27 protein-coding genes are annotated in these 25947 nt (G+C 71.0%); 15 read left to right on the top strand and 12 right to left on the bottom strand.

Features of this window, described 5'->3' with window-relative positions; all coding sequences use genetic code 11:
* The first annotated feature begins 49 nt into the window (after nucleotides 1-49).
* The 8 genes from ACIBK6_RS31905 (at nucleotide 50) to ACIBK6_RS31870 (ending at nucleotide 8107) form a co-directional block, all read left to right on the top strand.
* Nucleotides 50-1111 (top strand): BMP family protein, encoded by a 1062-nt coding sequence (locus ACIBK6_RS31905; protein ID WP_399055086.1) that lies wholly within the window; start codon nucleotides 50-52, stop codon nucleotides 1109-1111.
* A 227-nt stretch (nucleotides 1112-1338) separates the two neighbouring features.
* Entirely contained in the window at nucleotides 1339-2904 is a 1566-nt protein-coding gene (locus ACIBK6_RS31900; protein ID WP_399055194.1) for an ABC transporter ATP-binding protein, read from the top strand.
* Nucleotides 2901-4025 carry an ABC transporter permease gene (locus ACIBK6_RS31895; protein ID WP_399055084.1) on the top strand — a complete coding sequence of 375 codons (1125 nt, stop codon included), beginning with the start codon at nucleotides 2901-2903 and terminating at the stop codon, nucleotides 4023-4025. The genes ACIBK6_RS31900 and ACIBK6_RS31895 overlap by 4 nt, the downstream gene beginning before the upstream one ends.
* Entirely contained in the window at nucleotides 4022-5311 is a 1290-nt protein-coding gene (locus ACIBK6_RS31890) for an ABC transporter permease (protein ID WP_399055082.1), read from the top strand. The genes ACIBK6_RS31895 and ACIBK6_RS31890 overlap by 4 nt, the downstream gene beginning before the upstream one ends.
* Nucleotides 5308-5694, top strand: a complete 387-nt coding sequence (locus ACIBK6_RS31885; RefSeq protein ID WP_399055080.1) for a cytidine deaminase — start codon at nucleotides 5308-5310, stop codon at nucleotides 5692-5694. The genes ACIBK6_RS31890 and ACIBK6_RS31885 overlap by 4 nt, the downstream gene beginning before the upstream one ends.
* 102 nt (nucleotides 5695-5796) lie before the next feature.
* Complete coding sequence (locus ACIBK6_RS31880) at nucleotides 5797-7074, top strand: thymidine phosphorylase (RefSeq protein ID WP_399055078.1); 1278 nt, start codon at nucleotides 5797-5799, stop codon at nucleotides 7072-7074.
* Between the two features lie 109 nt (nucleotides 7075-7183).
* Nucleotides 7184-7768, top strand: coding sequence for a Uma2 family endonuclease (locus ACIBK6_RS31875; protein WP_399055076.1), 585 nt, complete (start codon nucleotides 7184-7186; stop codon nucleotides 7766-7768).
* Nucleotides 7769-7789: 21 nt separating this feature from the next.
* Entirely contained in the window at nucleotides 7790-8107 is a 318-nt protein-coding gene (locus ACIBK6_RS31870) for a lipid asymmetry maintenance protein MlaB (RefSeq protein ID WP_399055074.1), read from the top strand.
* A gap of 189 nt (nucleotides 8108-8296) precedes the next feature.
* Here the strand turns inward: ACIBK6_RS31870 and ACIBK6_RS31865 are convergent, their stop codons facing one another.
* Complete coding sequence (locus tag ACIBK6_RS31865; RefSeq protein WP_399055072.1) at nucleotides 8297-9301, bottom strand: sigma-70 family RNA polymerase sigma factor; 1005 nt, start codon at nucleotides 9299-9301, stop codon at nucleotides 8297-8299.
* Nucleotides 9302-9392: 91 nt separating this feature from the next.
* Entirely contained in the window at nucleotides 9393-10676 is a 1284-nt protein-coding gene (locus ACIBK6_RS31860; protein WP_399055070.1) for an MFS transporter, read from the bottom strand.
* 120 nt (nucleotides 10677-10796) lie between these two features.
* Between ACIBK6_RS31860 and ACIBK6_RS31855 the strand changes: the two genes are divergently transcribed.
* Nucleotides 10797-11693 carry a LysR family transcriptional regulator gene (locus tag ACIBK6_RS31855; protein ID WP_399055068.1) on the top strand — a complete coding sequence of 299 codons (897 nt, stop codon included), beginning with the start codon at nucleotides 10797-10799 and terminating at the stop codon, nucleotides 11691-11693.
* 5 nt (nucleotides 11694-11698) lie between these two features.
* Here ACIBK6_RS31855 and ACIBK6_RS31850 read toward each other — a convergent pair whose 3' ends face one another.
* Nucleotides 11699-12463, bottom strand: a complete 765-nt coding sequence (locus tag ACIBK6_RS31850) for an alpha/beta hydrolase (protein ID WP_399055066.1) — start codon at nucleotides 12461-12463, stop codon at nucleotides 11699-11701.
* Nucleotides 12464-12577: 114 nt separating this feature from the next.
* Between ACIBK6_RS31850 and ACIBK6_RS31845 the strand changes: the two genes are divergently transcribed.
* From ACIBK6_RS31845 to ACIBK6_RS31835, 3 genes are all read left to right on the top strand, one after another.
* The gene (locus tag ACIBK6_RS31845) at nucleotides 12578-13732 is read left to right on the top strand and encodes an adenosine deaminase (protein WP_399055064.1); all 1155 of its coding nucleotides are present in this window, start codon (nucleotides 12578-12580) and stop codon (nucleotides 13730-13732) included.
* Between the two features lie 124 nt (nucleotides 13733-13856).
* Nucleotides 13857-14258: an ATP-binding protein gene (locus ACIBK6_RS31840; protein WP_399055062.1), complete on the top strand. Its 402-nt coding sequence runs from the start codon at nucleotides 13857-13859 to the stop codon at nucleotides 14256-14258.
* A gap of 78 nt (nucleotides 14259-14336) precedes the next feature.
* A complete protein-coding gene (locus tag ACIBK6_RS31835) occupies nucleotides 14337-15029 on the top strand; it encodes a hypothetical protein (RefSeq protein WP_399055060.1) in 693 nt (230 codons plus the stop codon).
* A 16-nt stretch (nucleotides 15030-15045) separates the two neighbouring features.
* Here ACIBK6_RS31835 and ACIBK6_RS31830 read toward each other — a convergent pair whose 3' ends face one another.
* The 5 genes from ACIBK6_RS31830 to afsQ1 all read right to left on the bottom strand — a co-directional run bounded on the left by ACIBK6_RS31830 (nucleotide 15046) and on the right by afsQ1 (nucleotide 18888).
* The gene (locus tag ACIBK6_RS31830; protein ID WP_399055058.1) at nucleotides 15046-15249 is read right to left on the bottom strand and encodes a PspC domain-containing protein; all 204 of its coding nucleotides are present in this window, start codon (nucleotides 15247-15249) and stop codon (nucleotides 15046-15048) included.
* A gap of 99 nt (nucleotides 15250-15348) precedes the next feature.
* Nucleotides 15349-15852, bottom strand: a complete 504-nt coding sequence (locus ACIBK6_RS31825) for a VanZ family protein (protein ID WP_399055191.1) — start codon at nucleotides 15850-15852, stop codon at nucleotides 15349-15351.
* A gap of 183 nt (nucleotides 15853-16035) precedes the next feature.
* The gene (locus ACIBK6_RS31820) at nucleotides 16036-16659 is read right to left on the bottom strand and encodes a hypothetical protein (RefSeq protein ID WP_399055056.1); all 624 of its coding nucleotides are present in this window, start codon (nucleotides 16657-16659) and stop codon (nucleotides 16036-16038) included.
* A complete protein-coding gene (locus ACIBK6_RS31815; protein WP_399055054.1) occupies nucleotides 16656-18161 on the bottom strand; it encodes a sensor histidine kinase in 1506 nt (501 codons plus the stop codon). The genes ACIBK6_RS31820 and ACIBK6_RS31815 overlap by 4 nt, the downstream gene beginning before the upstream one ends.
* 49 nt (nucleotides 18162-18210) lie before the next feature.
* Nucleotides 18211-18888 (bottom strand): two-component system response regulator AfsQ1, encoded by a 678-nt coding sequence (gene afsQ1 / locus ACIBK6_RS31810; protein WP_189962928.1) that lies wholly within the window; start codon nucleotides 18886-18888, stop codon nucleotides 18211-18213.
* Nucleotides 18889-19077: 189 nt separating this feature from the next.
* Here afsQ1 and ACIBK6_RS31805 point away from each other — a divergent pair, with 189 nt between their 5' ends.
* Nucleotides 19078-19809, top strand: coding sequence for a SigE family RNA polymerase sigma factor (locus tag ACIBK6_RS31805; protein ID WP_399055052.1), 732 nt, complete (start codon nucleotides 19078-19080; stop codon nucleotides 19807-19809).
* Between the two features lie 118 nt (nucleotides 19810-19927).
* Here ACIBK6_RS31805 and ACIBK6_RS31800 read toward each other — a convergent pair whose 3' ends face one another.
* Nucleotides 19928-20623 carry a uridine kinase gene (locus ACIBK6_RS31800; protein ID WP_399055050.1) on the bottom strand — a complete coding sequence of 232 codons (696 nt, stop codon included), beginning with the start codon at nucleotides 20621-20623 and terminating at the stop codon, nucleotides 19928-19930.
* A gap of 67 nt (nucleotides 20624-20690) precedes the next feature.
* Between ACIBK6_RS31800 and ACIBK6_RS31795 the strand changes: the two genes are divergently transcribed.
* Nucleotides 20691-21104 (top strand): hypothetical protein, encoded by a 414-nt coding sequence (locus tag ACIBK6_RS31795; protein ID WP_399055048.1) that lies wholly within the window; start codon nucleotides 20691-20693, stop codon nucleotides 21102-21104.
* Nucleotides 21105-21153: 49 nt separating this feature from the next.
* Here the strand turns inward: ACIBK6_RS31795 and ACIBK6_RS31790 are convergent, their stop codons facing one another.
* Nucleotides 21154-22680: an MDR family MFS transporter gene (locus tag ACIBK6_RS31790; protein ID WP_399055046.1), complete on the bottom strand. Its 1527-nt coding sequence runs from the start codon at nucleotides 22678-22680 to the stop codon at nucleotides 21154-21156.
* Between the two features lie 126 nt (nucleotides 22681-22806).
* On the opposite strand from ACIBK6_RS31790, the gene ACIBK6_RS31785 reads away from it, so the two are divergent.
* On the top strand, nucleotides 22807-23535 hold the full coding sequence (locus tag ACIBK6_RS31785; protein WP_399055044.1) for a TetR/AcrR family transcriptional regulator: 729 nt from the start codon (nucleotides 22807-22809) through the stop codon (nucleotides 23533-23535).
* A 73-nt stretch (nucleotides 23536-23608) separates the two neighbouring features.
* On the opposite strand, the gene ACIBK6_RS31780 is transcribed toward ACIBK6_RS31785, so the two are convergent.
* Entirely contained in the window at nucleotides 23609-24502 is an 894-nt protein-coding gene (locus ACIBK6_RS31780) for an aldehyde dehydrogenase family protein (RefSeq protein WP_399055042.1), read from the bottom strand.
* Nucleotides 24495-25940 carry an aldehyde dehydrogenase family protein gene (locus ACIBK6_RS31775; protein ID WP_399055189.1) on the bottom strand — a complete coding sequence of 482 codons (1446 nt, stop codon included), beginning with the start codon at nucleotides 25938-25940 and terminating at the stop codon, nucleotides 24495-24497. The genes ACIBK6_RS31780 and ACIBK6_RS31775 overlap by 8 nt, the downstream gene beginning before the upstream one ends.
* Between the last annotated feature and the right edge of the window lie 7 nt (nucleotides 25941-25947).

The following is a 25947-nucleotide window of genomic DNA, read 5'->3' as shown; positions in this document are numbered from 1 at the left end:
AACCAGCGCCGGTAGGGGCGCCTCGGTTCAGGTTTGAAGGGACCTCCTCGTGCGCCGGGTATCCAAGATCGCTGCGGCCGGTATCGCCACCGCCGCGCTCGCGCTTTCCGCCACCGCGTGTGGCTCCACGTCCACCCAGAAGGAATCGGGCACCTCTTCCTCCGCCGGGGGCGGCAAGGGTGTCAAGATCGGCGTCGCGTACGACGTCGGCGGCCGTGGCGACCACTCGTTCAACGACTCCGCCGCGCGCGGCGTCGACAAGGCCAAGACGGAGTTCGGCGGTGAGGTCAAGGAACTGACCGCCAAGACCACCGACACCGAGGCGGACCGCGTCCAGCGGCTGTCCGACCTCGCGGGTGCGGGCTACAACCCGGTCATCGGCATCGGCTTCGCCTACGCGAACTCGATGAAGCAGGTCGCCGTCAAGTACCCGAACGTGACCTTCGGCATCGTGGACTCCGTCGTGGAGGGCCCGAAGAACGTCGACGACATCGTCTTCACCGAGGAGCAGGGCTCCTACCTCGCGGGTGTCGCCGCGGCGCTGAAGAGCAAGACGAACCACGTCGGCTTCATCGGCGGTGTGGACGTCCCCCTGATCAAGAAGTTCGAGGCGGGCTTCGTCCAGGGCGTCAAGGACACCAAGCCCTCCGACAACGTCGAGGTCCAGTACCTGTCGCACGGCTCGGACACCTCCGGCTTCGCCAGCCCCGACAAGGGCAAGGCGGCCGCCCAGGGCATGCTCGACAACGGCGCCGACGTGATCTACACGGCGGCCGGCTCCTCCGGTACCGGTGCGATCGAGGCCGTCGCGGGCAAGAAGGGCGCCTGGGCGATCGGTGTCGACTCCGACCAGTACCAGCAGGCCTCGCTCGCCAAGTACAAGGACTCGATCCTGACCTCGGTCGTCAAGAACGTCGACATCGGCGTCTACGACCTGATCAAGTCCGTCAAGGACGGCAAGCCGCTGACCGGCGTCAACAGCTACCCGCTTTCCAAGGGCGGCGTTTCGCTCGCCACCAGCGGCGGCTTCATCGCCGACATCAAGCCGCAGCTCGACGCGGCCCAGAAGAAGATCGTCGACGGCACCATCAAGGTCAAGACGACCCCGTGACCCCCGGCGGTCCCCGACCGCCCTCGTCACATCCGGCCCGGTGAGCAGGGACCGCCCTGCCCACCGGGCCGTAACGAAGTGTCAACTCTACGCGCGTAGGCCGGAGTTGGCGCGCCAGGAGTGTGCTGAACTACTACGCCGGGAGCCCGGCATGGAACTTCAGTGCGCTTCCCGGCTTCCCCGGAAGCTCCCCGCCCCCCTGCTCCTGCCCACGAGGAGAGTGCGCCATCAACGCGTCCAGCCCTCCCGCCGTCGAACTGCGCGGCATCACCAAACGATTCCCCGGTGTCGTCGCCAACAAGGACATCGACATCACCGTCCAAAAGGGCACCGTGCACGCCCTGTGCGGTGAGAACGGCGCCGGCAAGTCGACCCTGATGAAGATCCTCTACGGCATGCAGAAGCCGGACGAGGGCACCATCACCATCGACGGCGAACAGGCGGTCTTCCACAGCCCCGCCGACGCCATCGCGCTCGGCATCGGCATGGTCCACCAGCACTTCATGCTGGCCGACAACCTCACCGTCCTGGAGAACGTCGTCCTCGGCGGCGAGAAGCTGTACGGCATCGGCGCCAAGGCCCGCAACAAGATCAAGGAGATCTCGGACGCGTACGGCCTCGGGGTCCGCCCGGACGTCCTGGTCGAGGACCTCGGCGTCGCCGACCGCCAGCGCGTGGAGATCCTCAAGGTCCTCTACCGCGGCGCGCGCACCCTGATCCTGGACGAGCCGACCGCGGTCCTGGTCCCGCAGGAGGTCGAGGCGCTCTTCGACAACCTGCGCGAGCTCAAGGCCGAGGGCCTCACCGTCATCTTCATCTCGCACAAGCTGGGCGAGGTGCTCTCGGTCGCCGACGAGATCACGGTGATCCGGCGCGGCACCACGGTGGGCACCGCCGACCCCCGTACGACCTCCACCAAGCAGCTCGCCGAGCTGATGGTGGGCAGCGAGCTGCCCTCGCCCGAGACCCGCGAGTCGACGGTCACCACGGTCCCGATGCTCCAGGTCCGCGACCTGAGACTGGCGGCCACCGACCCCGACGGCGTGGTCCGCGAGGTGCTCTCCTCGGTCTCCTTCACCATCCACAAGGGCGAGGTCCTCGGCATCGCCGGCGTGGAGGGCAACGGCCAGGCCGAGCTGGTCGAGGCCATCATGGGCATGCGCATCCCGGACGGCGGTGTCATCACGCTCGACGCCGTCGACATCTCGACGGCCCCGACCCGCAAGCGGCGCGAGGGCGGCATCGGCTACATCCCCGAGGACCGCCACCGCCACGGCCTGCTCCTGGAAGCGCCGCTGTGGGAGAACCGCATCCTCGGCCACGTCACCGAGAAGCCCAACTCCAAGGGCCCGCTCCTCGACAACAAGGCCGCCCGGAGCGACACCGAGCGGATCGTGCGCGAGTACGACGTGCGCACCCCCGGCATCGAGGTCACCGCGGCGTCCCTGTCCGGCGGCAACCAGCAGAAGCTGATCGTCGGCCGCGAGATGAGCCACCACCCCAAACTGCTGATCGCCGCGCACCCCACCCGGGGCGTGGACGTCGGCGCCCAGGCGCAGATCTGGGACCAGATCCGGGAGGCCCGCATCGAAGGCCTCGCCGTGCTGCTGATCTCCGCCGACCTGGACGAGCTGATCGGCCTGTCCGACACCCTGCGGGTGATGTACCGGGGCCGTCTGGTCGCCGACGCCGACCCCGCCACGATCACCCCCGAGGAACTGGGCTCCGCCATGACCGGTGCCGCCAGCGGCCACCTGGAGCACCAGCAGAACACTGGGGGAGAGGACCGATGAAGAAGCTCACCTCCCGCATCGACAAGGAGAAGCTGCTCCTCGCGATCGCGGCCCCCGTGCTCGCGCTCGTCGCGGCCCTTGTCGTCACCGCCCTGGTCATCCTCGCGACCGGCCGCAACCCGTTCCCGGCCTTCAACGACATGCTGTCGTACGGCTCGGCGAGCGACAGCCAGGTCTACATCCTCAACAAGGCGACGACGTACTACCTGGCGGGCATCGCGGTGGCCATCGGCTTCCGGATGAACCTCTTCAACATCGGCGTCGACGGCCAGTACCGCCTGGCGGCCTTCCTCGCCGCGGTGGTCGGCGGCGCACTCAGCCTGCCCGGCATCCTGCAGATCCCGCTCATCATCATCGTCGCCATGATCGTCGGCGCGATGTGGTCGGCGGTCGCGGGCATCCTGAAGGTCACCCGGGGCGTCAGCGAGGTCATCTCGACCATCATGCTGAACTCCATCGCGACCGCGGTCATCGCCTATCTGCTCCAGCCCGAGCGGCTCGGCCAGCTCGACCAGGCCGGCACGCTGGTCTCCACCAAGCCGCTGCCCAGCTCCTCGTGGTTCTTCACCATCGACATGGGCCTGGCCGGACAGCTGTGGGGCTTCATCGTCGTCGCCGCGCTCGTCGGCGTCGCGTACTGGTTCACGCTCGGCCGCACCCGCTTCGGCTTCGACCTGCGGGCCGTGGGCCAGTCCGAGTCGGCGGCCGCCGCGAGCGGTGCCAACGTCAAGAAGATGATCGTCACCAGCATGATCATCTCGGGTGCGGTGGCCGGTCTGGTCGGCCTGCCGACGCTGCTCAACGACAGCCACCAGTTCGACAACAGCTTCCCGCTCGGACTCGGCTTCACGGGCATCGCGATCGCCCTGCTCGGCCGCAACCACCCGGTCGGCGTCGCGCTCGCCGCGCTGCTCTGGGGCTACCTGGAGCGCACCACCGGCCACTTCGAAGTGATCGGTTACGACAAGGAGATCCTCGGCGTGATCCAGGGCGTCATCGTCCTGTGCGTCGTGATCGCCTACGAACTCGTCCGCCGTTACGGCCTCAAGCGCCAGCAGCAGCGCGTCGGCGCGGAGCTCGCGGCCCAGGCCGCCAAGACCGATACGGAGGTGACGGCATGAGCGTCACGACCGAAACGACCACGACCCCACCGCCTCCGGCCGGGGCCAAGCGGGGCAACGCCCAGCGCAAGTTCTCCCTCGCGCAGGTCCTGCTGATCATCGCGGGCGCGCTGATCCTCGTCTCCGCCGTACGCATCATCACCGGCGCCGAGCAGCTCACCAGCGAGGGCCAGATCAGTGCCGCGCTCGGCCTCGCCGTGCCGATCGGCCTGGCCGGTCTCGCCGGTCTCTGGTCCGAGCGGGCCGGCGTGGTCAACATCGGCCTCGAAGGCATGATGATCCTCGGCACCTTCGGGGCCGGCTGGGTCGGCTGGCAGTCCAGCCCCTGGCTCGGCCTGCTCGCCGGTATCGCCTTCGGCGTCGTCGGCGGTGTCATCCACGCGATCGCCACCATCACCTTCGGCGTCGACCACATCGTCTCCGGTGTCGCGATCAACCTGCTCGCGCTCGGCGTGACGCAGTACCTGGCCAAGCTGTTCTTCAACGGCGGCGACGCCCAGGTCAAGGGCGGCAACCCCAAGCAGTCGCCGCCGGCCGACTCGCTGCCGAGCTTCACCGTCCCGGGCCTGTCCTCCGGTCTCGAGTCGATCCAGAAACACCACTGGTTCCTCGTCTCCGACCTCGCGGGCATCCTCGGCGGCCTGGTCACCGAGGTCTCCTGGGTGACCGTCATCGCCGTGGCGCTCTTCGTCGGCAGCTGGTGGCTGCTGTGGAAGACCGCCTTCGGTCTGCGGCTGCGCTCCTGCGGCGAGAACCCGATCGCGGCCGAGTCGCTCGGCGTGAACGTGTACTCCTACAAGTACGCGGCGGTCGCCGTCTCCGGCGGTCTGGCCGGCCTCGGCGGCGCGTTCCTGGCGCTCGTCACCTCGCACATTTACCTGGAGGGCCAGACCGGCGGCCGCGGCTACATCGGCCTCGCCGCGATGATCTTCGGCAACTGGCGTCCGGGCGGACTCGCCATGGGCGCGGGCCTGTTCGGCTTCTCCGACGCGCTCCAGCTGCGCAACGGCGGCACCACCGTGCACGCCCTGCTGCTCCTGCTCGTCGTGCTGCTCGCCGCCCTCGCGGGCTGGAAGGCGTACAAGAAGGCGGTGCTCCAGGCCGCGATCAGCGCGGCGAGCGCCGTCCTGATCCTGGTCTGGTACCTGCTGACCAACGACGTGCCCGGCGACTTCGTCGGCGCGACCCCGTACGTCGTGACGCTGCTCGTGCTCTCGCTCTCCGCCCAGCGGCTGCGGATGCCGAAGGCGGACGGCATGCGCTACCGGAAGGGCCAGGGCAAGTGACGCCCGACTGGGAGGCGCTGCGCACGGCCGCGCGCGAGGCCATGTCCCGCGCGTACGCGCCGTACTCGGGCTACCCGGTCGGCGCGGCCGCTCTGGTCGAGGACGGGCGCACCGTCACCGGCTGCAACGTCGAGAACGCCTCGTACGGCATCGGGCTGTGCGCCGAATGCGGTCTGGTCTCGGCGCTCCAGCTGTCCGGCGGCGGCCGCCTGACGCACTTCACCTGCGTCGACGGCCACGGCGAGGTGCTGGTGCCGTGCGGCCGGTGCCGCCAGCTCCTCTTCGAATTCGGCGGCCCGGAGCTCCTGTTGGAGACCCCGGCGGGTGTCCTCAAGCTGTCGGACATGCTGCCCCAGGCCTTCGGCCCGGACCACCTGAAGTAACCCTGCGGCCCCTGCGCTCCCTGCGCGGGGGCCGCACTCTCAACTCCCCTCTATGCGCGTAGAGTCGGGTACGTAACGTGCACCAAGCCGGAAGGAATGCCCATGGACGTCATCTCCGTCATCCGCACCAAGCGAGACCGGGGCGAGCTGTCTCCCGAGCAGATCGACTGGGTCATCGACGCGTACACGCGCGGCGAGGTCGCCGACGAGCAGATGTCCGCCCTCGCCATGGCGATCCTCCTCAACGGCATGAACCGCACCGAGATCGCCCGCTGGACCGCGGCCATGATCGCCTCCGGCGAGCGCATGAACTTCGACGCGCTGTCGCGCCCCACCGCCGACAAGCACTCCACCGGCGGCGTCGGCGACAAGATCACCCTGCCGCTCGCTCCGCTGGTCGCGGCCTGCGGCGCGGCCGTGCCGCAGCTCTCCGGCCGGGGCCTCGGCCACACCGGCGGCACCCTGGACAAGCTGGAGTCCATCCCCGGCTGGCGCGCGCTGCTCTCCAACGAGGAGATGCTGCACGTCCTGGACACCACCGGCGCGGTCATCTGCGCGGCGGGCGACGGCCTGGCCCCCGCCGACAAGAAGCTCTACGCGCTGCGCGACGTGACCGGCACGGTCGAGGCGATCCCGCTGATCGCCTCTTCGATCATGTCGAAGAAGATCGCCGAGGGCACGGGCTCCCTGGTCCTGGACGTGAAGGTCGGCTCCGGCGCCTTCATGAAGAACATCGAGGACGCCCGTGAACTCGCCTCCACCATGGTCGCGTTGGGCACCGACAGCGGCGTGAAGACGGTGGCGCTGCTCACCGACATGTCCACCCCGATCGGCCTCACCGCGGGCAACGCCCTCGAAGTCCGCGAATCCGTCGAGGTGTTGGCGGGCGGCGGCCCCTCCGACGTCGTCGAGCTCACTATCGCGCTGGCCCGCGAGATGCTGGACGCGGCGGGCATCAAGGACGCCGACCCCGCGAAGGCTCTCGCGGACGGCTCGGCGATGGACGTGTGGCGCCGGATGATCGCGGCCCAGGGCGGCGACCCGGACGCGACGCTGCCGGTCGCCCGCGAGCGGCACGTGGTCACCGCCCCCTCCTCGGGCGTCCTGACCCGCCTGGACGCGTACGGTGTCGGCGTGGCCGCCTGGCGCCTGGGCGCGGGCCGCGCCCGCAAGGAGGACCCGGTGCAGGCCGGCGCGGGCGTCGAACTGCACGCCAAGCCCGGCGACACCGTGACCGCGGGCCAGCCGCTGCTGACCCTGCACACGGACACCCCGGAGAAGTTCGAGTACGCGCTGAAGTCGTTGGAGGGCGCGTACGACATCGCCGCGCCCGGCTCGGCCTTCACCGCGAACCCGATCGTGCTGGAACGTATCGCCTGACCTGGGCTTACGGAGAGAGCAACCTCGTACGGGTGAACGGGACCGGTGGACCTCCGCCGGTCCCGTTCGGCATGCTGGAGTCGTGACGAACCGACGCAGGGAGACCGCCATGAGCGCACTCACGGTTGGCCACGAGCCCGGCCAGGGCTGGGACGACCTCGTCCGTCTCTGGGAGGAGATGGATTGGCCCGAGGGCTGCAAGGTGGAGATCATCGAGGGGATCGTCACCGTGTCACCACCGCCGTCCGAAGAGCACAACGACACAGCTGAGCTGCTACAGCGTCGGCTCTACAGCGTGATCCCGGAAGACTGGGGCATCTACCAGACGCTGGGCCTCGTCGTCCCGCAGAGCGTGGGCCTGTACATGCCCGACCTCGCGGTGATGCCGCGATCACGGCTGCGTCAGGGGCCGGATGGCCGCACCGCTGCCGAGGACGCTGAGCTCGTGGTGGAGATCACCTCCGAGAGCAACGCCAAGCACGACAGGGTGACCAAGACCCATGGCTACGCCAAGGCCGGGGTTCCTCTGTACTTGTTGCTCGACGCGTGGGTGAGCACGCCGATCGCGACGCTCTACGGCAAACCCGAGCAAGGCACGTACCGCGTGCTTGACCTGGTCGAATACGGCGGGAAGCTGACTCTGCCCGCCCCCTTCGACCTGGAGGTCGACACGGGGATCTTCCCCGTCCTCTAGTCGACGCCGCACCCTTCACCGATGAGTTCCGCGCCATCTCGCGGTCTCATCGGTGTGGAAGCCACCGATCCCGCCGAGCCCGCAGTCCTCGTCGTTTCCGCCCCCGTCACCTTCGCCGATGTGCCGCTCCTGTGCGAGCGGCTGCGCGCGCTGTACGGGGGCGGGGTCGAGGAGGTCGTGTGTGACCTCGCCGCGCTGACCCGGGCCGACCTTGCCGCCGTCGAGGCGGTGGCTCGGTTGCGGCTCACCGCCCGGCGGGCGGGGGGCCGTTTGCGCGTGCGTAATGCCGGGGCTGGCGTTGCGGCTCTGCTTGAGCTGGCGGGGCTCGGGCTCGACTGAGCGACTGAGCGACTTAGCGCGGGGGCGGCTCGGGCCGTCGGTCGGGTGCGGGTTGATGGGGGTCCCCCCTGCTCGAACGAAGTTGAGAGCTTGGGGGAAGCTGGTCGCGCAGTTCCCCGCGCCCCTGAGGTAACTGGGCCCGCAGCCCCCGTAAAGGCAGCCGGGCCCGCGGCCCCAAAGGCGCGCACCCTACGTCGTCGGGACCGGCTGGCCCTCCTCGTCCAGCCTGGGCGGCAGGTCGAAGAGGGGGAACCAGCGTTCCGTGTCCAGGAACGAGCAGATGCCCGAGACCTTGCCGCCGCTCGTCTCGATCACCATCAGCGCCCAGGGCGTGAAGCCGCCGTTCTCGTGGTCCGGGTGGTAGTGCGCGAAGGCGGGCGTGCCGTTGGCCACCGTCGGCAGCAGACGGGAGCCGCGGCAGACCTCGCCGACGCCCAGCATCCAGCCCACGATGTCGTCGTGGCCGCGCAGCCACAGGTCGTACGGCGGCATGGACAGCGTGGCGTCCTCGTGGAGCAGGGCGGTCAGCGCCGTCATGTCGTAGCCCTCGAAGGCCGCCACATACCGCTCCAGGAGCTTCTGCTGCTCCTCGTCGAGCGGGTCGGCCGGGTCCGTCTCCTTCGGCTCCGACTCGGCCAGTGTCGAACGGGCCCGCTGGAGGGCCGAGTTGACCGAGGCGACCGAGGTGTCGAGCAGCTCGGCGACCTCCGCGGCCTTCCACGCCAGCACCTCGCGCAGGATGAGCACCGCCCGCTGTTTGGGCGGCAGGTGCTGGAGCGCCGCGACGAACGCGAGCCGCACCGACTCCCGGGCCAGCGCCGCCTCCGCCGGGTCCTCGACCGTCGGCAGCACCCGCCCGTCCGGCACCGGCTCCAACCAGGTCACTTCCGGGCGGGAGTTGAGCTGGGCCTGTGCGACCGGCGTCGCCGCCGTCAGGTCCATCGGCCTGGCCCGTTTGTTCCCCGCGTTCAGCATGTCCAGGCACACATTGGTCGCGATGCGGTACAGCCACGAGCGCAGCGAGGAGCGGCCCTCGAACTTGTCGATGCTGCGCCACGCCCGCACCAGCGTGTCCTGCACCGCGTCCTCCGCCTCGAAGGCCGAGCCGAGCATCCGGTAGCAGTACCCGGTCAGCTCCCTGCGGTGTCCTTCGAGGCGTACGTCCAGGTCCGCCGCCGCTGCCAGTTCACTCATCGGTCCACCCCATGTCGCGCCTTGTGGTCCCAGCACTTCGGAAGCTACCGGACCCCACTGACAATCGCGCGTCTGCCGACGAAGGCGCAGCTCAGGGGCGGGCGTGCGCCAGGTGCAGGCGGTGGGTGCGCCGTTCGGCGCGGGCCGCGTGCGAGCCGTACAGGGTGATCGACACGACGCCCAGGACCGCGAGGATGCCGAGCAGCACCGTGGCGGGCCAGCCCGCCGCGTGGAAGGCGACCGCGCCGAGCGTGCCGCCCGCGCTGGAGCCCAGGTAGTAGGCGGACTGGTAGAGCGCGGACGCCTGGGCGCGGCCCTGCTTGGCGGTGTGGCTCACCGAGGAGGACGCGACCGCGTGGCCCGCGAAGAAGCCCGCCGTGATCAGGACCAGGCCCGCCAGGATGGCCGGCAGGGAGTCGGCAAGGGACAGCAGCAGACCCGCCGCCGTGGTCGAGACCGCCAGGTACAGGGCGCCGCGCCGGCCCACCCGGGCCACCAGCTTTCCGGCCGCGGCGGAGGAGACCGTACCGACCAGGTAGACCAGGAAGATCGAGCCGATCAGGCCCTGCGGCAGGTGGAAGGGTGCCGCGGTGAGGCGGTAGCCGATCACCGTGTACACCGCGCCGAACACCGTCATGAACAGGGCGCCGATGCCGTAGAGCCGTACCAGGAGCGGGTCGGCGAGGTGGCCGCGCACGGTGCGGGCCAGGGCGCGCGGGTTGAGTGAACCCGGCGTGAAATTGCGGGCCTTGGGCAGCAGCAGGCGGAAGATCACCGCGCACACCGCGGCCAGCGCGCCCACCGCGAGCAGGGCCGCCCGCCAGCCCCAGGCCTGGGCCACCCAGCCGGTCAGGATGCGCCCGCTCATGCCGCCGATCGCATTGCCCGCGACGAACAGGCCGATCGCCGCGACCAGCGCCTTCGGCTTCACTTCCTCCGCGAGGTAGGCCATCGCCGAGGCGGGCAGACCCGCGATCGCCGCGCCCTGGAGCGCACGCAGCGCCACCAGCCAGCCCACGTTCGGCGCGAACGGCACCAGGAGGCCCAGCGCGACCGCGATCGCCAGCGAGACCGTCATCATCCGGGTGCGCCCGAACCGCTCGGACAGCGCGCTGAGCGGCAGCACGAACAGGGCCAGTGCGCCGGTCGCCGCCGACACCGTCCAGCTCGCCGCGCTCGCCGTGGCCCCGAGGTCGGCGGAGATCAGCGGCAGCAGGGCCTGGGTGGAGTAGAGGAGCGCGAAGGTGGCGACACCGGCGGCGAAGAGCGCGAAGCTCATCCGGCGGTAGCCGGGGGCGCCCGGGGTGAGCTGGCGGGAGGACGGCTGGGTCGAGGCGGCCACGGTGGTGGACGCCCCGGTACTGGCGGGAGGCATGCAACGACCGTAGGCCCGCCGGTATTTATGCGTCCAATGCGTGGATGGGCCACAATCGATCCATCAGCGCATAAGGCGAGGTCAGGGGTGTGCGTGTCATTGAACAGTTACGAAGAAGACATGGTCGTGGCACTTGCGCCACGGCTCGCCCACTTCGCCGCGGTGGCCCGGCACGAGCACGTCACCCGCGCCGCCCAGGAACTCGGCGTGCCCCAGTCGACCCTCTCGCGCGCCATGGTCCGGCTCGAAGAGGACCTGGGTGTCGCCCTGTTCGTACGCAAGGGCCGCACCGTCTCGCTGACCACCGCGGGCCGCACCTTCCTCGGCTCCGCCGAGCGGGCGCTCGCGGAGGTCGGGCGGGCCGCCGAGTCGGTGCGCGCGGACGCCGACCCGGGCACCGGCAAGGTCGCCTTCGGCTTCCTGCACACCATGGGCTCCGAGACCGTGCCGGGCCTCATCCGCGCCTTCCGGGCCGACCATCCCGGTATCCGCTTCACCCTCGTACAGAACTACGGCGAGGCGATGATCGAGCGGCTGCGGGCGGGCGAGCTGGACCTGTGCCTGACCTCGCCGGTACCGGACGCGCCCGACCTGGTGGCCCGGCGGCTCGACGAGCAGCGGCTGCGGCTGGTGGTCCCCGACGACCACCGGCTCGCGGTCCGCAAGCGAGTCCGGCTCGCCGAGGCGGCCGACGAGACCTTCGTGACCCTGGAATCCGGCTACGGGCTGCGCCGCATCACCGACGACCTGTGCGCCGAGGCCGGGTTCGCGCCGCGCGTCGCCTTCGAGGGCGAGGAGGCCGAGACGCTGCGCGGCCTGGTCGCGGCCGGTCTCGGCGTGGCGCTGCTCCCGCCGCCCGCGGTGGCCCGGCCGGGCGTCGTGGAGCTGACCGTGACCGCCCCGCGCGCGGTGCGTGAGATCGGCCTCGCCTGGCTGGACGGCCACCTCGACACCCCGCCGGTGGCCGCCTTCAAGGCCTTCCTGCTGTCCCGGCGCGGAAAGCTGACCACCGAGTAACTCGCTTACTTGTGCAGGGACTTGCCGAACCCGGCGGCCAGCGGCATCCGCAGCCCCAGCGGTGGCGGCGCCGCGAAGGCGTCCGTGACCGGGCGGGAGTACGGGCGCGAGAACAGCGTGCCGAACACGAAGTCCACGGCCAGCGCGTGGACTTCGGGCCGGTGCTGGCGCATCGAGTGGCCGTCCGAGTGGACCTCGAAGCGGCAGGTGTCCCGGTTGGCCTTCTTGGCGCGCTCGGCGAGGCGGTAGGACAGCTCCGGGTCGCTGCGCGCGTCATTGGTGCCGTGCACGATCATCACGCGCCGGCCCACCAGCTGCTTCACCGGCTCCGATTCGGCCGCCACATCGTATTCGGGGACCCAAGGCGCAAGCGCGAGCACCGAGTTGACCGCCGGATGGCCCGCCGCGCGCAGCGCCGCGCGACCGCCCATGCCGTGCCCGGCCAGGCACACCGGGACGTCCCCGTAGCGGCGTACGACCTCGTCCGCGGCCCATTCGGCGTCCGCCGCGAGCCGCGCCTCGCCGTCGTTCCAGCCCCGGCCCCGGTAGTGCACGGCGTGCGCGACCAGGCCGTCCGCGCGGCCGTCCCTGGCCAGCCTGCGGGCCAGCGGCAGCGCGGCCGCGTACGCGAAGGGGGAAGGCCGGCGTGCCGAGACGGGATCGCCGTCCGGGAGCACGAGGACCACACCGCTGACCGTCGCGCCGGCGCCACTCGCACCGACGGCCCGTCCCAGCCGGGCAGCAGGCAGGGGAATCGCTTGCTGTGCCATGGCAGAACAGTCTCAGAAGCCGAGGTGTACTCCACCCGTCTGCACGGTCACTGTTACGTATCGACGGGGTTCGCACTCCCGGTGATCTACGCGCGTAGGGGCTAGAGTGCGCAGATGACGAGCCAGACCGCATCCGTACCCACCCCGGATCAGATCAGCCGTGCCCCGAAGGTGCTGCTCCACGACCACCTCGACGGGGGTCTGCGTCCCGGGACCATCATCGACATCGCCGCCCAGACGGGGTACACCGATCTGCCCGAGGCCGAGGCCGACAAGCTCGGCATCTGGTTCCGGGAGGCCGCCGACTCCGGTTCGCTGGAACGGTACTTGGAGACGTTCGCGCACACCTGCGCCGTCATGCAGACCCGCGACGCGCTGTTCCGCGTCGCCGCCGAGTGCGCCGAGGACCTCGCCGAGGACGGCGTCGTCTACGCCGAGGTGCGGTACGCGCCCGAGCAGCACCTGGAGCAGGGGCTCACCCTCGAAGAGGTCGTCGAGGCCGTCAACGCGGGCTTCCGCGAAGGCGAGCGGCGGGCCCGCGAGAACGGCCACCGCATCCGGGTGGGCGCGCTGCTCACCGCGATGCGGCACGCCGCCCGGGCCCTGGAGATCGCCGAACTCGCCAACTCCTACCGGGACTCGGGCGTGGTCGGCTTCGACATCGCGGGCGCCGAGGCGGGCTTCCCGCCCACCCGGCACCTCGACGCCTTCGAGTACCTCAAGCGCGAGAACAACCACTTCACCATCCACGCGGGCGAGGCCTTCGGCCTGCCGTCGATCTGGCAGGCGCTCCAGTGGTGCGGCGCCGACCGGCTCGGCCACGGCGTGCGCATCATCGACGACATCGAGGTCGCCGACGACGGCAGTGTGAAGCTCGGCCGGCTCGCCTCGTACGTACGCGACAAGCGGATCCCGCTGGAGATGTGCCCGACCTCGAACCTCCAGACCGGGGCGGCCAGTTCGTACGCCGACCACCCCATCGGGCTGCTGCGCAGGCTGCACTTCCGGACCACCGTCAACACCGACAACCGGCTGATGTCGGGCACCAGCATGAGCCAGGAATTCGAGCACCTGACGGACGCGTTCGGCTACTCGCTGGACGACCTGCAGTGGTTCACCGTCAATGCGATGAAATCAGCATTCATTCCTTTCGATGAACGACTGGCCATGATCAATGACGTGATCAAGCCCGGTTATGCCGAGCTGAAGTCCGAATGGCTGTTCCAGCAGACCGCCACGACCAGCGGTTCTTCGGTAGCAGACGGCTGATCTTAGGAATGTGAACACGGCCGGGAGCGTGAACTCCCGGCCGTGTTCGCGTATTTGCGGGCCGAGCGGTCGGCTGACTAGCTTGCACAGGCGCTCGTTTTCCCACCCCAAGGATAAATCTCTGATGAAGCAGTCTGCCAAGACGCTCGGTGTCATTGCCCTCGGTGCCGCTTTCGCCGCCGCTGCCGGCGGGGCGGCCTCCGCCGCCCCCGCGCTCCCGCACCTGGGGACGCTGTCCGGCGTGGCCACTGCCACCCCGCTCGGCACCGTCGCAAAGGCGCTGCCCGCGGCCACTCACCACTCGCTGAACGGCCAGCACCAGAAGGACTCGCTGGCCAGCCAGCACCAAAAGGACTCACTGGCCGGCCAGCACCAGAAGGAGTCGCTTGCGGGCCAGAAGAAGGAGTCGCTGGTCGGCCAGCACCAGAAGGCCGGCAACAGCTCCGACCCGGTCGCCGGACTGCTCGGCGGACTGCCCACCGGCCCGGTGGCGAACAACATCGCAGGCGGCGGCCTCACCGGCTGACCGCACCTCGCGCCCTGCCGGGGCGCACACCCGTGAGCCGGGTGTGCGCCCCGGCGCCGTGTGAGTAGGGTTTTGATCATGCGTGCGAAGGCGTCCGGCATCGCGGCGGTGCTCACGCTCCCCGCGCTGCTCGCCGCCACGGCCTGTGGCGGTCCGGACGTCCCCGCCGCATCGACCAGCGCCGCGGCCCGCGCGCCGACCGCGCTCCGGCGGGCGGCCCTCGAAGCGGGCGACGTACCCGGCTACCAGGTCTCCGCCGACCCCTCGCCCGACGACTCCGACGGCACCCCGAGAGCCGACCGAGCCGCCTGTGCGCCGCTCGCGGAGGTCATGGGCGACCGGCCCGACGGCCACGCCCGCGAGACCGTCAGCCGGGGCCTCGGCTCGCGGACGGTGCCCGGCCTCGCGGTCTCCGCCTCGCTCTCCGCGTACGCGGCGGCCGACGCGCGGCACCTGATCACCGAGCTGAAGGCGGCCCTGGCCCGCTGCGCCACCGGCTTCACCACCGTCCTCGACGGCCACCGAGCCACGTACTCCGAGGTGCGTGCGACGGCGTACGAGGTGAAGCGCGGCGAGTCCGTCAGCTGGACGGCGCGGGCGCTCACCCAAGGGGCACCGGCCCCCGTGCACATCGTCGTGGTGCGCCGGGGCGCGACCATCGTGCGGTTCATGGCGATCAACCTGTCCGCCAAGGCGCCGCCCACGGTGGCCGTGCCGCACGAGATCGCCGACAAACAACTGGACAAGCTGGCCCGCACGGTTCGCGACTGACCACGGGAGGGACCGGCTACCAGGCGGTGCTCGCGGACTTCTCCGCCGGAATCAGCGCCCACAGGGCCAGGTAGAGCAGGAACTGCGGTCCCGGAAGCAGACACGAGAGCACGAAGATCACGCGCATCGTCGTCGCGGAGATGCCGAAGCGCCGTGCGAGCGCTGCGCACACCCCGCCGAGCCTGCGGCCTTCGGTGGGGCGGATGAGGGGGGCGCTCATGGAAGGCTCCTTCGGGAGCTGAAGTGGGGGAGCCGCTCCTTGGTGGGCCCCCTCGCGATGTCTCCATACTCCCCGCTCGGATGCGGTCGAAGCGTCGGACTACGGTGCGATCCCGACCCTGGGAATCGTCGGGGTCCGCCCCTGGGGAGTCTCCTCCCGAAGGACGGGGGCGGGCCTTTCGCGCTGGTTCCTGCGGCGGAGCAGGCCCCGGCCCGCCGGTACCACCGCGAGGTGCGCGAGCGCGACGCCGGTGGTGTTCAGGAGCAGCGAGTCCACATCGGGGACCTGGCCCGGCACGGCCGTCTGCAGCAGGGCGATGCCGAGCGAGATCAGCGCCCCGGCCAGCACGGTGCGGACGAGCGAGGCGAGCGGGGATACGTGGAGTCGGCCGCCCGCGAGCGGGAGCAGCACCCCGAGCGGGGCGAGCAGCAGCAGGCCCTCGCCGATCTGGTGGGCGGCCGCCAGCGGGCCGAGCGCGAGGTCGGCCTTGATGCCGGCGAGCGGCGTCAGATTGGCGGCCGTCACCCACATCACGTCGCGTGGCCGCAGCGAGGTCCACGCCACGAGCAGCAGATGCGCGAGGAGGAGAACGAATCCCACCACGCGGAACCGGATGACGGCGCTGCCGTCTTGACCATGACGCTGCTGCACGCCACCCAAGACGCGGGCCGCGGCGGAATCGGTTCCGCCGCACACGGGTGAATCCGTACGCACCCGAAGGCCGGGCCCGCAGCCGTGGCCGGAGCCCGGCCATCGCCTCCTTGAGGACCTCTGGACCTCAGAACCTCAGGACCGCCCGGGCGACGGGATCTCGCCGAGGGTCGGCACGTTGCCCGGGCGGGACTTCATCTCGGCCGTGCAGGTGTAGCCGCGGGCCGGGTCCTCGCCGGGGCCGCCGAGCACGACCTGGTCGCTGCCGGGCGCGGCCGGGGCGTTGTCCGCGTAGGTGCACACCACCTGCGAGAGCGCGAGGGCCGAGAGGTCCTGCGGGTTGCGGCTCAGCCGTAGGGTGCCCGCCGGGTCGCCCGCGCGGGCGACCATGACGGTGAGCGGCGCCGGCACCTCCGTGGTGTACCCGGCGTCCTTCTCGTCGCCCGACGGCTTGGCGCTGAGCTCGTCGAGCAGCGCCTGCGCGAACCGCACCCGGTCGGCCGCGCCCTGGGTCTGCGGGGTCCGCACCGACCGCTGGGCGGTGACCAGCTGGGCGCCGCACACCAGGTAGACCTGCACGGTGACGCCCTCGAACTGCGGGGAGACCGCATTGGCCGGCACCGTGCACGGCACCCGGGACGGGGCCGGGCCCGCGTCGACCGGGACCGAGGTGGGCCGGATGCCGCAGCCCGTGGCGGCGGCGCCCAGCGCGAGCAGCCCGGCCAGCGCGGCGGCTGGTCGGCGAAGTCGTCCTCTCACTGCGCCGCGCCTCCTTCCGGCGTCTCGGTGTCGGCGGGCGGGGTGGCGTCCAGTGGCAGCCGCAGCACGAACACGGCGCCGCCTTCGGGGGAGTTGGCGGCGGTGATGTCGCCGCCGTGGATGTGCGCGTTCTCCATCGCGATGGACAGGCCGAGCCCGCTGCCCTCCGAGCGCGGGCGGGAGGCGCTGGCCTTGTAGAACCGGTCGAAGACGTGCGGGAGTACGTCCTCGGGGATGCCGGGCCCGTGGTCGCGTACCGAGATCACCAGCTCGTCGCCCGCCACGCGGACCGAGACCCGCACCGGGGAGCCGCCGTGCTTGAGGGCGTTGCCGATCAGGTTGGCGAGGACGACGTCCAGGCGGCGCGGGTCGACGCGGGCCATGATGCCGCGCTCGGCGTCCAGGTCGACGGCGTCCAGCCAGGCCCGGGTGTCGATGCACGCGGTGATCTGGTCGGCGATGTCCACGTCGTCCAGGACCAGGCGGGCGGTGCCCGCGTCGAAGCGGGTGACCTCCATCAGGTTCTCGACCAGGACGTTCAGCCGCCGGGTCTCGGAGACCACGAGCTTCACGGCGGGCGCGATCATCGGGTCGAGGCTGTCCTCCTCCTCGTCCAGGACCTCGGCGACGGCGGTGAGCGCGGTCAGCGGGGTGCGCAGCTCGTGCGACATGTCGGCGACGAACCGGCGGCTCGCCTCCTCGCGCGCGCTCATGTCGGTGAGCTTCTTCTCCAGGGCCTCGGCGGTCCGGTTGAACGTCCTTGAAAGTTCGGCGAGTTCGTCCGTGCCGGAGACCCGCAGGCGGGTGTCGAGCTTGCCCTCGCCGAGCCGGCGGGCCGCGTCCCCGAGCCGCTGCACCGGCCGCAGCACGGTGGTGGCGGCCCCCTGCGCGAGCAGCGCGGAGGCGAGCAGCGCGAGGAAGGTGGCGATGCCGAGCGACCAGGCGAGCGAGTTGAGATCGCGCCGCTCCTGGTCGAGCGGGGCCAGCATGTACCCGGTGGGACCGGCCCCGATGACCTTCGTGCCGCCGACCAGATACGGGTGGCCGTGCAGGGTGATCCGCTGCCAGAACAGGTGGTACGGGTAGGCGTTGGTCTCGGTGACCTTCTGCTTCTTGGTGACCGCGTCCTGCAGCGTCTTGGGCACGTCGTCCAGCGTGAACCCGTCCACGTTGGAGGCCCCCACGATCGGCTTGCCGGGGGCGCGCTCGTCCAGGAGCAGCACGTTGTAACGGGAGTTGCTGCTGTCGGCCATCTGCTTGGCGGACACCTGGAGATCGCGCTCGGTCGGCTGCAGGGGCAGCGCGGCGGCCCGGCTCTGCATGCCCTGGCGGAAGTCGTTGAGCGCCGAGTCCTGCGTACGGACCAGTACCGCCTCGCGGTTGAGCCAGTACGCGATGCCGGAGGCGGAGACGGCCGCGGTCAGCGCGACGAGCGCGAACACGACGACGAGCCGCAGCCGCAGACTGGTCCAGCGCAGACCGGCGAGGGTAGCTCGCTTCACATGTCCTGCTTACCGGAGTCGTGCCACTGATCGGGGTGGTGCGGCAGGTTCACGAGGGGGTGTCCAGGCGGTAGCCGACGCCGCGGACCGTACGGATCAGCGTCGGGGACGACGGCACGTCCTCGACCTTGGCCCGCAGCCGCTGCACGCAGGCGTCGACGAGGCGGGAGTCGCCGAGGTAGTCGTGCTCCCAGACCAGGCGCAGCAACTGCTGGCGGGACAGCGCCTGTCCGGGCCGACGGCTCAGTTCGAGGAGCAACCGCAGCTCGGTGGGGGTGAGTTGGAGGTCCTCGCCGTTCTTGGTGACGGTCATCGCGGCCCGGTCGATCACCACGTTGCCGAACGCCGCCGAGTCGGTGGACTCGCGTTCACCGCGCCTCAGGACGGCCCGGATCCGGGCGTCGAGGACCCGCCCCTGGACCGGCTTGACCACATAGTCGTCGGCGCCGGACTCCAGCCCGACCACCACGTCGATGTCGTCGTTGCGCGCGGTCAGCAAGATGATCGGCAGCTGGTCGGTGCGCCGGATCCGGCGGCACACCTCGAAGCCGTCGATCCCGGGCAGCATCACATCCAGCACGATCAGGTCGGGCCGCTGCTCGCGCAGCAGCTTCAGGCCGTCCTCTCCCGTCGCCGCGGTGGCCACACGGTGGCCCTGACGGGACAGGGAGAGTTCGAGGGCCGTGCGGATGGCGTCGTCGTCCTCGATCAGCAACAGGAAAGGCACGGAGGTCATTCTGACCCATGGGGGAGAGGAGTACGACCCCCGTCTTGCCCCCCGTCCGCCGGGCCGTGCCGAGCAACCGCTGTGACAGGCCTGTGACAGTCGGCGGACACGTCGATGAAGTGGCCCGGGCAGGCTCTTCCCCGTAACCAGAACACCCGATGAACAGACTCCACCGACGGGGGGCGCGAGATGAACGCACTGCACAGCTCCAACTCCAGCGCAGTTGTGACGCGTCTCCACGACGTCGTGCGGAGCACGGAGAAGTCCGGTGCCGTGAGCCTACGGGGGTGTGCTCGCGGCACCGGGCGTCAGCACACGTCGTACATGACGGTCGTTGACGGGGAAGCGGCGTACCGGGAGGGCACGGGGGAGCGGAAGAGCCCGTCGGAAGCTGTGAACGCCGATGCGGCGTTCACGGCTTACGTACAGGAACGCCGCGCCTCCCTGTACGCGACCGCCTACCACCTGACCGGTGACCGCTACGAGGCGGAGGACCTGCTCCAGAGCGCGCTGTTCTCCACCTACCGGGCCTGGGACCGGATCAGCGACAAGGCGGCGGTCGGCGGCTATCTGCGCCGGACCATGACGAACCTGCACATCAGCGCCTGGCGGCGGCGCAAGCTGAACGAGTACCCGACCGAGGAGCTGCCGGAGACGGTCGGCGACACGGACGCGATGCGCGGCACCGAACTGCGCGCGGTGCTCTGGCAGGCGCTGGCCCGCCTTCCCGAACTGCAGCGCACGATGCTGGTCCTGCGCTACTACGAGGGACGTACCGACCCGGAGATCGCGGACATACTGGACATCAGTGTCGGCACGGTGAAGTCCAGCATCTGGCGCTCGCTGCGCCGGCTGCGCGAGGACGAGGTCCTCAGCTTCGGCCGTGACGAGGAGGAGTCCTTCGGCGAGCTGGTGGCCTGAAGGTCTGGGGGAGGGGAAAGGGGGGTCCACGGGGGACACGGGGACCCACGGGGGGAACGGGGGAAGCGGCGGGGCCATCGGCCCCGCCGCTTCATTGTGCGCCCGGGGCCGTGAAACGTTACGCCGCGGCCGCCGTGCGGCAGCGGCCGGCCGCCGCGCCCGCGATGCGGCCGAGCGCCTCGTCCTTGCCGCAGGGGTGGGCGCCGAGCGCCGTCTGGCGGGCGACGATCGCGCGCTCGGCCCGCATCAGCCGCCAGCCGCGCCGCAGCAGGAACGCCACCGACTTGCGGCCCTCCTTCAGATCGCGCAGCAGTCGCCGCCGGAAGGTGGTGCTCGGGCGGCCGCGCAGGCAGATCGCGTCGGCGAGGACGCCGAGTTCCTGGCAGCGGGCCACGATGTCCGCCGCGAAGATGCCCTCCGCGATGAACAGGGGGGTGCGCTCGATGCCGAGCGCGGTGGTGCCCGTGATGGAACTCGTCGCGATCGAGTAGACCGGCACGGCGGTACGCCTCGTACGGCACAGCTCGGTGATGGCGCGGACCGCGGCGTCCGCGTCCCAGGAGAGCGGGGAGTCCCAGTCGATGTCCGAACTGCCCGCCACCAGCGGCAGGGTCGGGTCGTCGCCTTCCTTGTAGAAGTCGTCGAGGCGCAGCACGGGCAGATCCGTGCGGGCGGCGAGGGACGACTTACCGGAACCGGAAGGCCCCGAGAGCAGGACGACGCGCGTCGCGATGGCAGAAGAACTCACGGGACACCAGTCTGGGCCATGCACCCGGGAGTGGCACCACTCGGGGAGGGCGTTGGTATCGAGCATCACATCTCAACTACGCTTCGTGATTGCCTGATTACACACCATCACGTACGAAAGTGAGTGGGATCCCATGGGACATCACGAGGCCGCCAAGCCCGCCAGGGCGCTGCGCCACCGGGCGCTGCTGCGGGCCGGGCTCACCGTCACCGCGGCCGGCGCCGCCCTCGCCGGGGCGGGCTCGGCCGCGCAGGCCGCGCCGGTGGCTCCGGCCCCCGCGGCGGGCCCGAGCGCGACGGCCACCGACCTCGCGGCGGGCGCGCAGGGGGCGACCGGGGCGGTCGGGTACGCCGTCGCGCCGTTCAAGGCGCTGCGCCTTGACCCGCTGGCCGGCACCGGCGTCGACCCGCTGGCCAACGGGGTCGGTACCCAGGTCGGGGACTTCAAGCCGGTGACGACGGCGCTGGTGACGGACCCGCTGACCAGCGGGGGCGCCCTCAGGGACCTCCCGCTCGCGGGCCGGGTGGCCGGTCTGCTGCCCGGCTGAGACAGCGGCTCCGGACCCCGTCCGAGCCCCCGGCGCCCGGCCCGCACGCTCAGGCGTTCGCCGACTCCTGCGCGGGGGCCTGCCGCGCGGGTGCCGTCGTGCGCAGCGGCGTCTCGCGCACCAGCCAGGAGATCCCGAAGGCGAGGGCGCACAGCACGGCGGAGCCGAGCAGCACCCCGTGCAGCCCGCTGGTGACGGCCGCGCGGAAGGCGTCCCGCGCCGGGGCGGGCAGTTCCCCCAGCAGTGCGGGCGTCAGCGCGTGGCCGCCGGTCAGGCGCTGCCCGTCCGTGCCGAGCCGGTCGGTGAGGGTGGTGCCCAGCCGCGCGGTGAACACGGACCCGAGAACGGCGATGCCCAGGGATCCGCCGACGGTCCGCAGCAGGGTGGTGGTGCCGCTGGCGGCGCCCATGTCGCGGGGCGCTGCGCTGTTCATGGTGATCAGCATGGTCGGCTGCATCACGCAGCCGAGGCCGGTACCGAGGACGAAGGTCAGCGCCGAGGTGATCGCCGTGGGCGTGTCCATGCCGACCGTGAGCAGGGCGAGCGCACCCGCCGTGCCGAGGGCGCCGCCGATGATCGGGTAGCGGCGGTAGCGGCCGCCGTTGCCGACCCGCCGGCCGATGACGAGCTGGGCGCCGATCATGCCCAGCATCAGCGGGAGCAGCAGCAGACCGCTCGCGGTCGAGGAGAAGCCCCTGACGAACTGCATGTACTGCGGCAGATAGCTGGTCGCGGCGAGCATGGCCGCGCCGACCAGGAAGCTGAGGAGCTGGGCCGCGGTGAAGTTGCGGTCGCCGAACAGGCGGGGCGGGATGACCGGTTCGGGCGCCCGCCTCTCGACCCGTACGAACAGGGCGAGGGCGGCCGCCGCGACCGCGGCGAGCAGCAGGATCTGCGGGGACGACCAGGCGTAGGTGACGCCGGCCCAGCTCGCGAGGAGGGTCAGCGCGAGGATCGCGGCCGTGAGCAGGGCCGCGCCGAAGGCGTCCACCCGGGCCCTGATCCGTTCGGTGCGCAGCCGGATGCCGAGGCCCACGATGAGCAGCGCAGCGATGCCGACGGGAACGTTGACGTAGAAGACCCAGCGCCAGTTCAGCTGGTCGGTGAGGAAGCCGCCGAGCAGCGGGCCGCCGATCATCGCGGCGGGCAGCATCACGCCGATCATCGCCTGCGAGCGGCCTGCCTGGGCGGGCGGCATCAGCACGCCGAGCATCGAGAGCGCGCCGACGAACAAGCCGCCGGCGCCGATGCCCTGGAGTGCTCGGAAGGCGATCAACTGCCCCATGTCCTGGGCGAGTCCGCACAGTACGGACCCGGCGAGGAACACCGCGATCGAGGAGAGGTAGGCGCCCTTGCGGCCGTACAGATCGCCGATCTTGCCCCAGATCGGGGTGGCGACCGAGGTGGTCAGGAGGTAGGCGGTGAGCACCCAGGAGAGGTGGTCGAGACCGCCGAGGTCGCCGACGATCGTCGGCAGCGCGGTGCCGACGATGGTGCCGTCGAGCGTCGCGAGGATGATGCCGAGCAGCAGCCCGACGATGGCGACCCGGGAGAGCGGGGCCCGCTCGTCCTGCATGGAAACCCCCTGGATGTGTACGGCGTATCTTGGCATGTACAACGTACACAGCGGTGTGTACGTTGTCTACTGATCGATACGATGTACGCGACGCGATGGGACGACGAGCGGAAGGAGCCCGACACCGTGGCCACTCAGAAGAAGGGCGAAGGGGAGCCGACGCTCTGGGAACGGCTGGAGCGCCCGTCGGTCGCGGCCCGTACCGCGCTCTCGCACCGCAAGATCGCCGAGGTGGCCGTCGCGGTCGCCGACGCCGAGGGCTTCGCCGCCGTCACCATGCGCCGCCTCGCCACCGAACTGGGCGTCGCGCCGATGGCCGCGTACCGCTATGTCTCCGGCAAGGACGACCTGTGGGCGCTGATGGTCGACCAGGTCTCCGCCGAGACCGCGCCGGCCGGTGCGGAGAGCGGCTGGCGCGAGGTGCTGCGGGCGCACGCCCTGCGCACCCGCACGATGATGCTGAACCACCCCTGGCTGTCCCAGCTCCCGGCGCCGCTGTTCGCGCTCACCCCGAACCGGATGGCCGCGGCGGAACGGCAGCTGGCCGCGCTCGACGGGCACGGCCTCGACCCGGACACGATGATGGCCGCCTTCCGCGCGGTCAGCTCCTTCGTGCAGGGCTTCGTCCAGAGCGAGGTCGCCGTGGGCCAGTACATGAAGGAGCAGGGCTGGGCGACCGGCGACGAGATCCGGCAGGGCCTCGCCCCGCAGATGACCTGGCTGATGGGCACCGGGCGCTACCCGGTGTTCCAGCACTACGCCCTCAACGCGGCCCACAAGGACGACCCGGCCTGGGAGTTCGAGCTGGGTCTGGACTGCGTCCTGGACGGAATCGCGGCCCGGCTCGGCATCTGAGAGCCTGGCTCTGAGACCCGGCATGCGCAAGGCCCCCGCCGGTCCAACCGGCGGGGGCCTCAAGGGAGTTGACTCAGTACGCGGACCCGGACGCGCCCAGCGACCCCGTCGGGTGCCACACCGTCTTGGTCTCCAGGAAGGCGGTCAGCCGGTGCGTACCGGGGTCGGCGGACCAGTCGGCGGGGCCGGGACGCAGCACCCGCTTGAGGTTGTCCGCCGCTGCGATCTCAAGCTCGCGCGCCAACTCGGCGTCCGCGCCCGTCAGATCGATCGCGTTGACGTCCTGGTGCGCGGCCAGCGGCGCCGCGATCTCGGCCGTCCTTCCGGACAGGACGTTGACCACGCCGCCCGGCAGGTCGGAGGTCGCCAGGACCTCGCCCAGGGAGAGCGCGGGCAGCGGCGCCTTCTCGGAGGCGATCACGACCGCCGTGTTACCGGTCGCGATCACCGGCGCGAGGACCGAGACCAGGCCGAGGAAGGACGAGTCCTGGGGGGCCAGGACCGTCACGACGCCGGTCGGCTCGGGGGTGGAGAGATTGAAGAACGGGCCCGCGACCGGGTTGGCCCCGCCCACGAGCTGGCCGATCTTGTCGGTCCAGCCCGCGTACCAGACCCAGCGGTCGATGGCCGCGTCCACGACCGCGGCGGCCTTGGACTTCGAAAGCCCCTCCGCCTCCGCCACCTCGCGTACGAACTGGTCCTTGCGGCCCTCCAGCATCTCGGCGATGCGGTAGAGGATCTGGCCCCGGTTGTACGCGGTCGCGCCCGACCAGCCGCCGAACGCCTTGCGGGCCGCGACGACCGCGTCCCGCGCGTCCTTGCGGGAGGACAGCGGAGCGTTGGCCAGCCACTTGCCCTTACTGTCCTGCACCTCGTACACCCGGCCGCTCTCGGAACGCGGGAACTTCCCGCCCACGTACAGCTTGTAGGTCTTGAAGACACTCAGACGCGTCGAAGTCTCAGACATCGAGGTAACCCTCCAGACCGTGCCGACCGCCCTCGCGGCCGAAGCCCGACTCCTTGTAGCCGCCGAACGGCGAGGCCGGGTCGAACTTGTTGAACGTGTTGGCCCAGACGACACCCGCGCGGAGCTTGCTCGCGACCGCGAGGATCCGCGAGCCCTTCTCCGTCCAGATGCCGGCGGAGAGGCCGTACTGGCTGTTGTTGGCCTTGGCGACGGCCTCGTCCGGGGTACGGAAGCTCAGCACGGACAGGACCGGGCCGAAGATCTCGTCGCGGGCGATGGTGTGCGCCTGGGTGACGTTCGTGAAGAGCGTCGGGGCGAACCAGTAGCCCGTGGACGGCAGTTCGCAGGGCGCGGACCAGCGCTCGGCGCCCTCGGCCTCGCCGGTCTCGGTGAGCGCGGTGATCCGGGCGAGCTGCTCGGCCGAGTTGATCGCGCCGATGTCGGTGTTCTTGTCCAGCGGGTCGCCGAGGCGGAGCGTCGACAGGCGGCGCTTGAGCGAGTCGAGCAGTTCGTCCTGGACCGACTCCTGGACCAGCAGGCGCGAGCCCGCGCAGCAGACCTGGCCCTGGTTGAAGAAGATGCCGGTGACGATGCCCTCGACGGCCTGGTCGATGGGGGCGTCGTCGAAGACGATGTTGGCGCCCTTGCCGCCCAGCTCCAGGGTGACCTTCTTGTCGGTGCCCGCCACGGAACGGGCGATGGCCTTGCCGACGGCGGTCGAGCCGGTGAAGGCGACCTTGTCGACGTCCGGGTGCCCGACCAGGGCCGCGCCCGCGTCGCCGTACCCGGTGAGGATGTTGACGACGCCCTTGGGGAGCCCGGCCTGGCGGCAGATGTCCGCGAAGAACAGGGCCGACAGGGGAGTGGTCTCGGCGGGCTTCAGGACGACCGTGTTGCCGGTCGCCAGCGCCGGGGCGATCTTCCACGCCAGCATCAGGAGCGGGAAGTTCCACGGGATGACCTGGCCCGCGACGCCCAGCGGGCGCGGGTTGGCTCCGTAGCCCGCGTGGTCGAGCTTGTCGGCCCAGCCCGCGTAGTAGAAGAAGTGCGCGGCGACCAGGGGGAGGTCCGCGTCGCGGGTCTCCTTGATCGGCTTTCCGTTGTCCAGGGTCTCCAGGACGGCCAGCTCGCGGCTGCGCTCCTGGATGATCCGGGCGATGCGGAACAGGTACTTGGCGCGCTCGGAGCCGGGCAGCGCCGACCACTTCTCGAACGCCTTGCGGGCCGCTTTCACCGCGCGGTCCACGTCCTCGGCGCCCGCCCGGGCGACCTCGGAGAGGACCTCTTCGGTGGACGGGCTGACGGTCTTGAAGACCTTGCCGTCGGCGGCCTCGGTGAACTCGCCGTCGATGAACAGGCCGTAGGAGGGCGCGATGTCGACGACCGAGCGGGACTCGGGCGCGGGCGCGTACTCGAACGCGGCCGTCTTCTTTTCCATTGCCATG

The organism is Streptomyces sp. NPDC050485 (assembly GCF_044458185.1).
Classification (GTDB): Bacteria; Actinomycetota; Actinomycetes; order Streptomycetales; family Streptomycetaceae; genus Streptomyces.
Note: the sequence above shows the minus strand (reverse complement) of the source record. Positions and strands in the feature narration are given on the sequence as shown.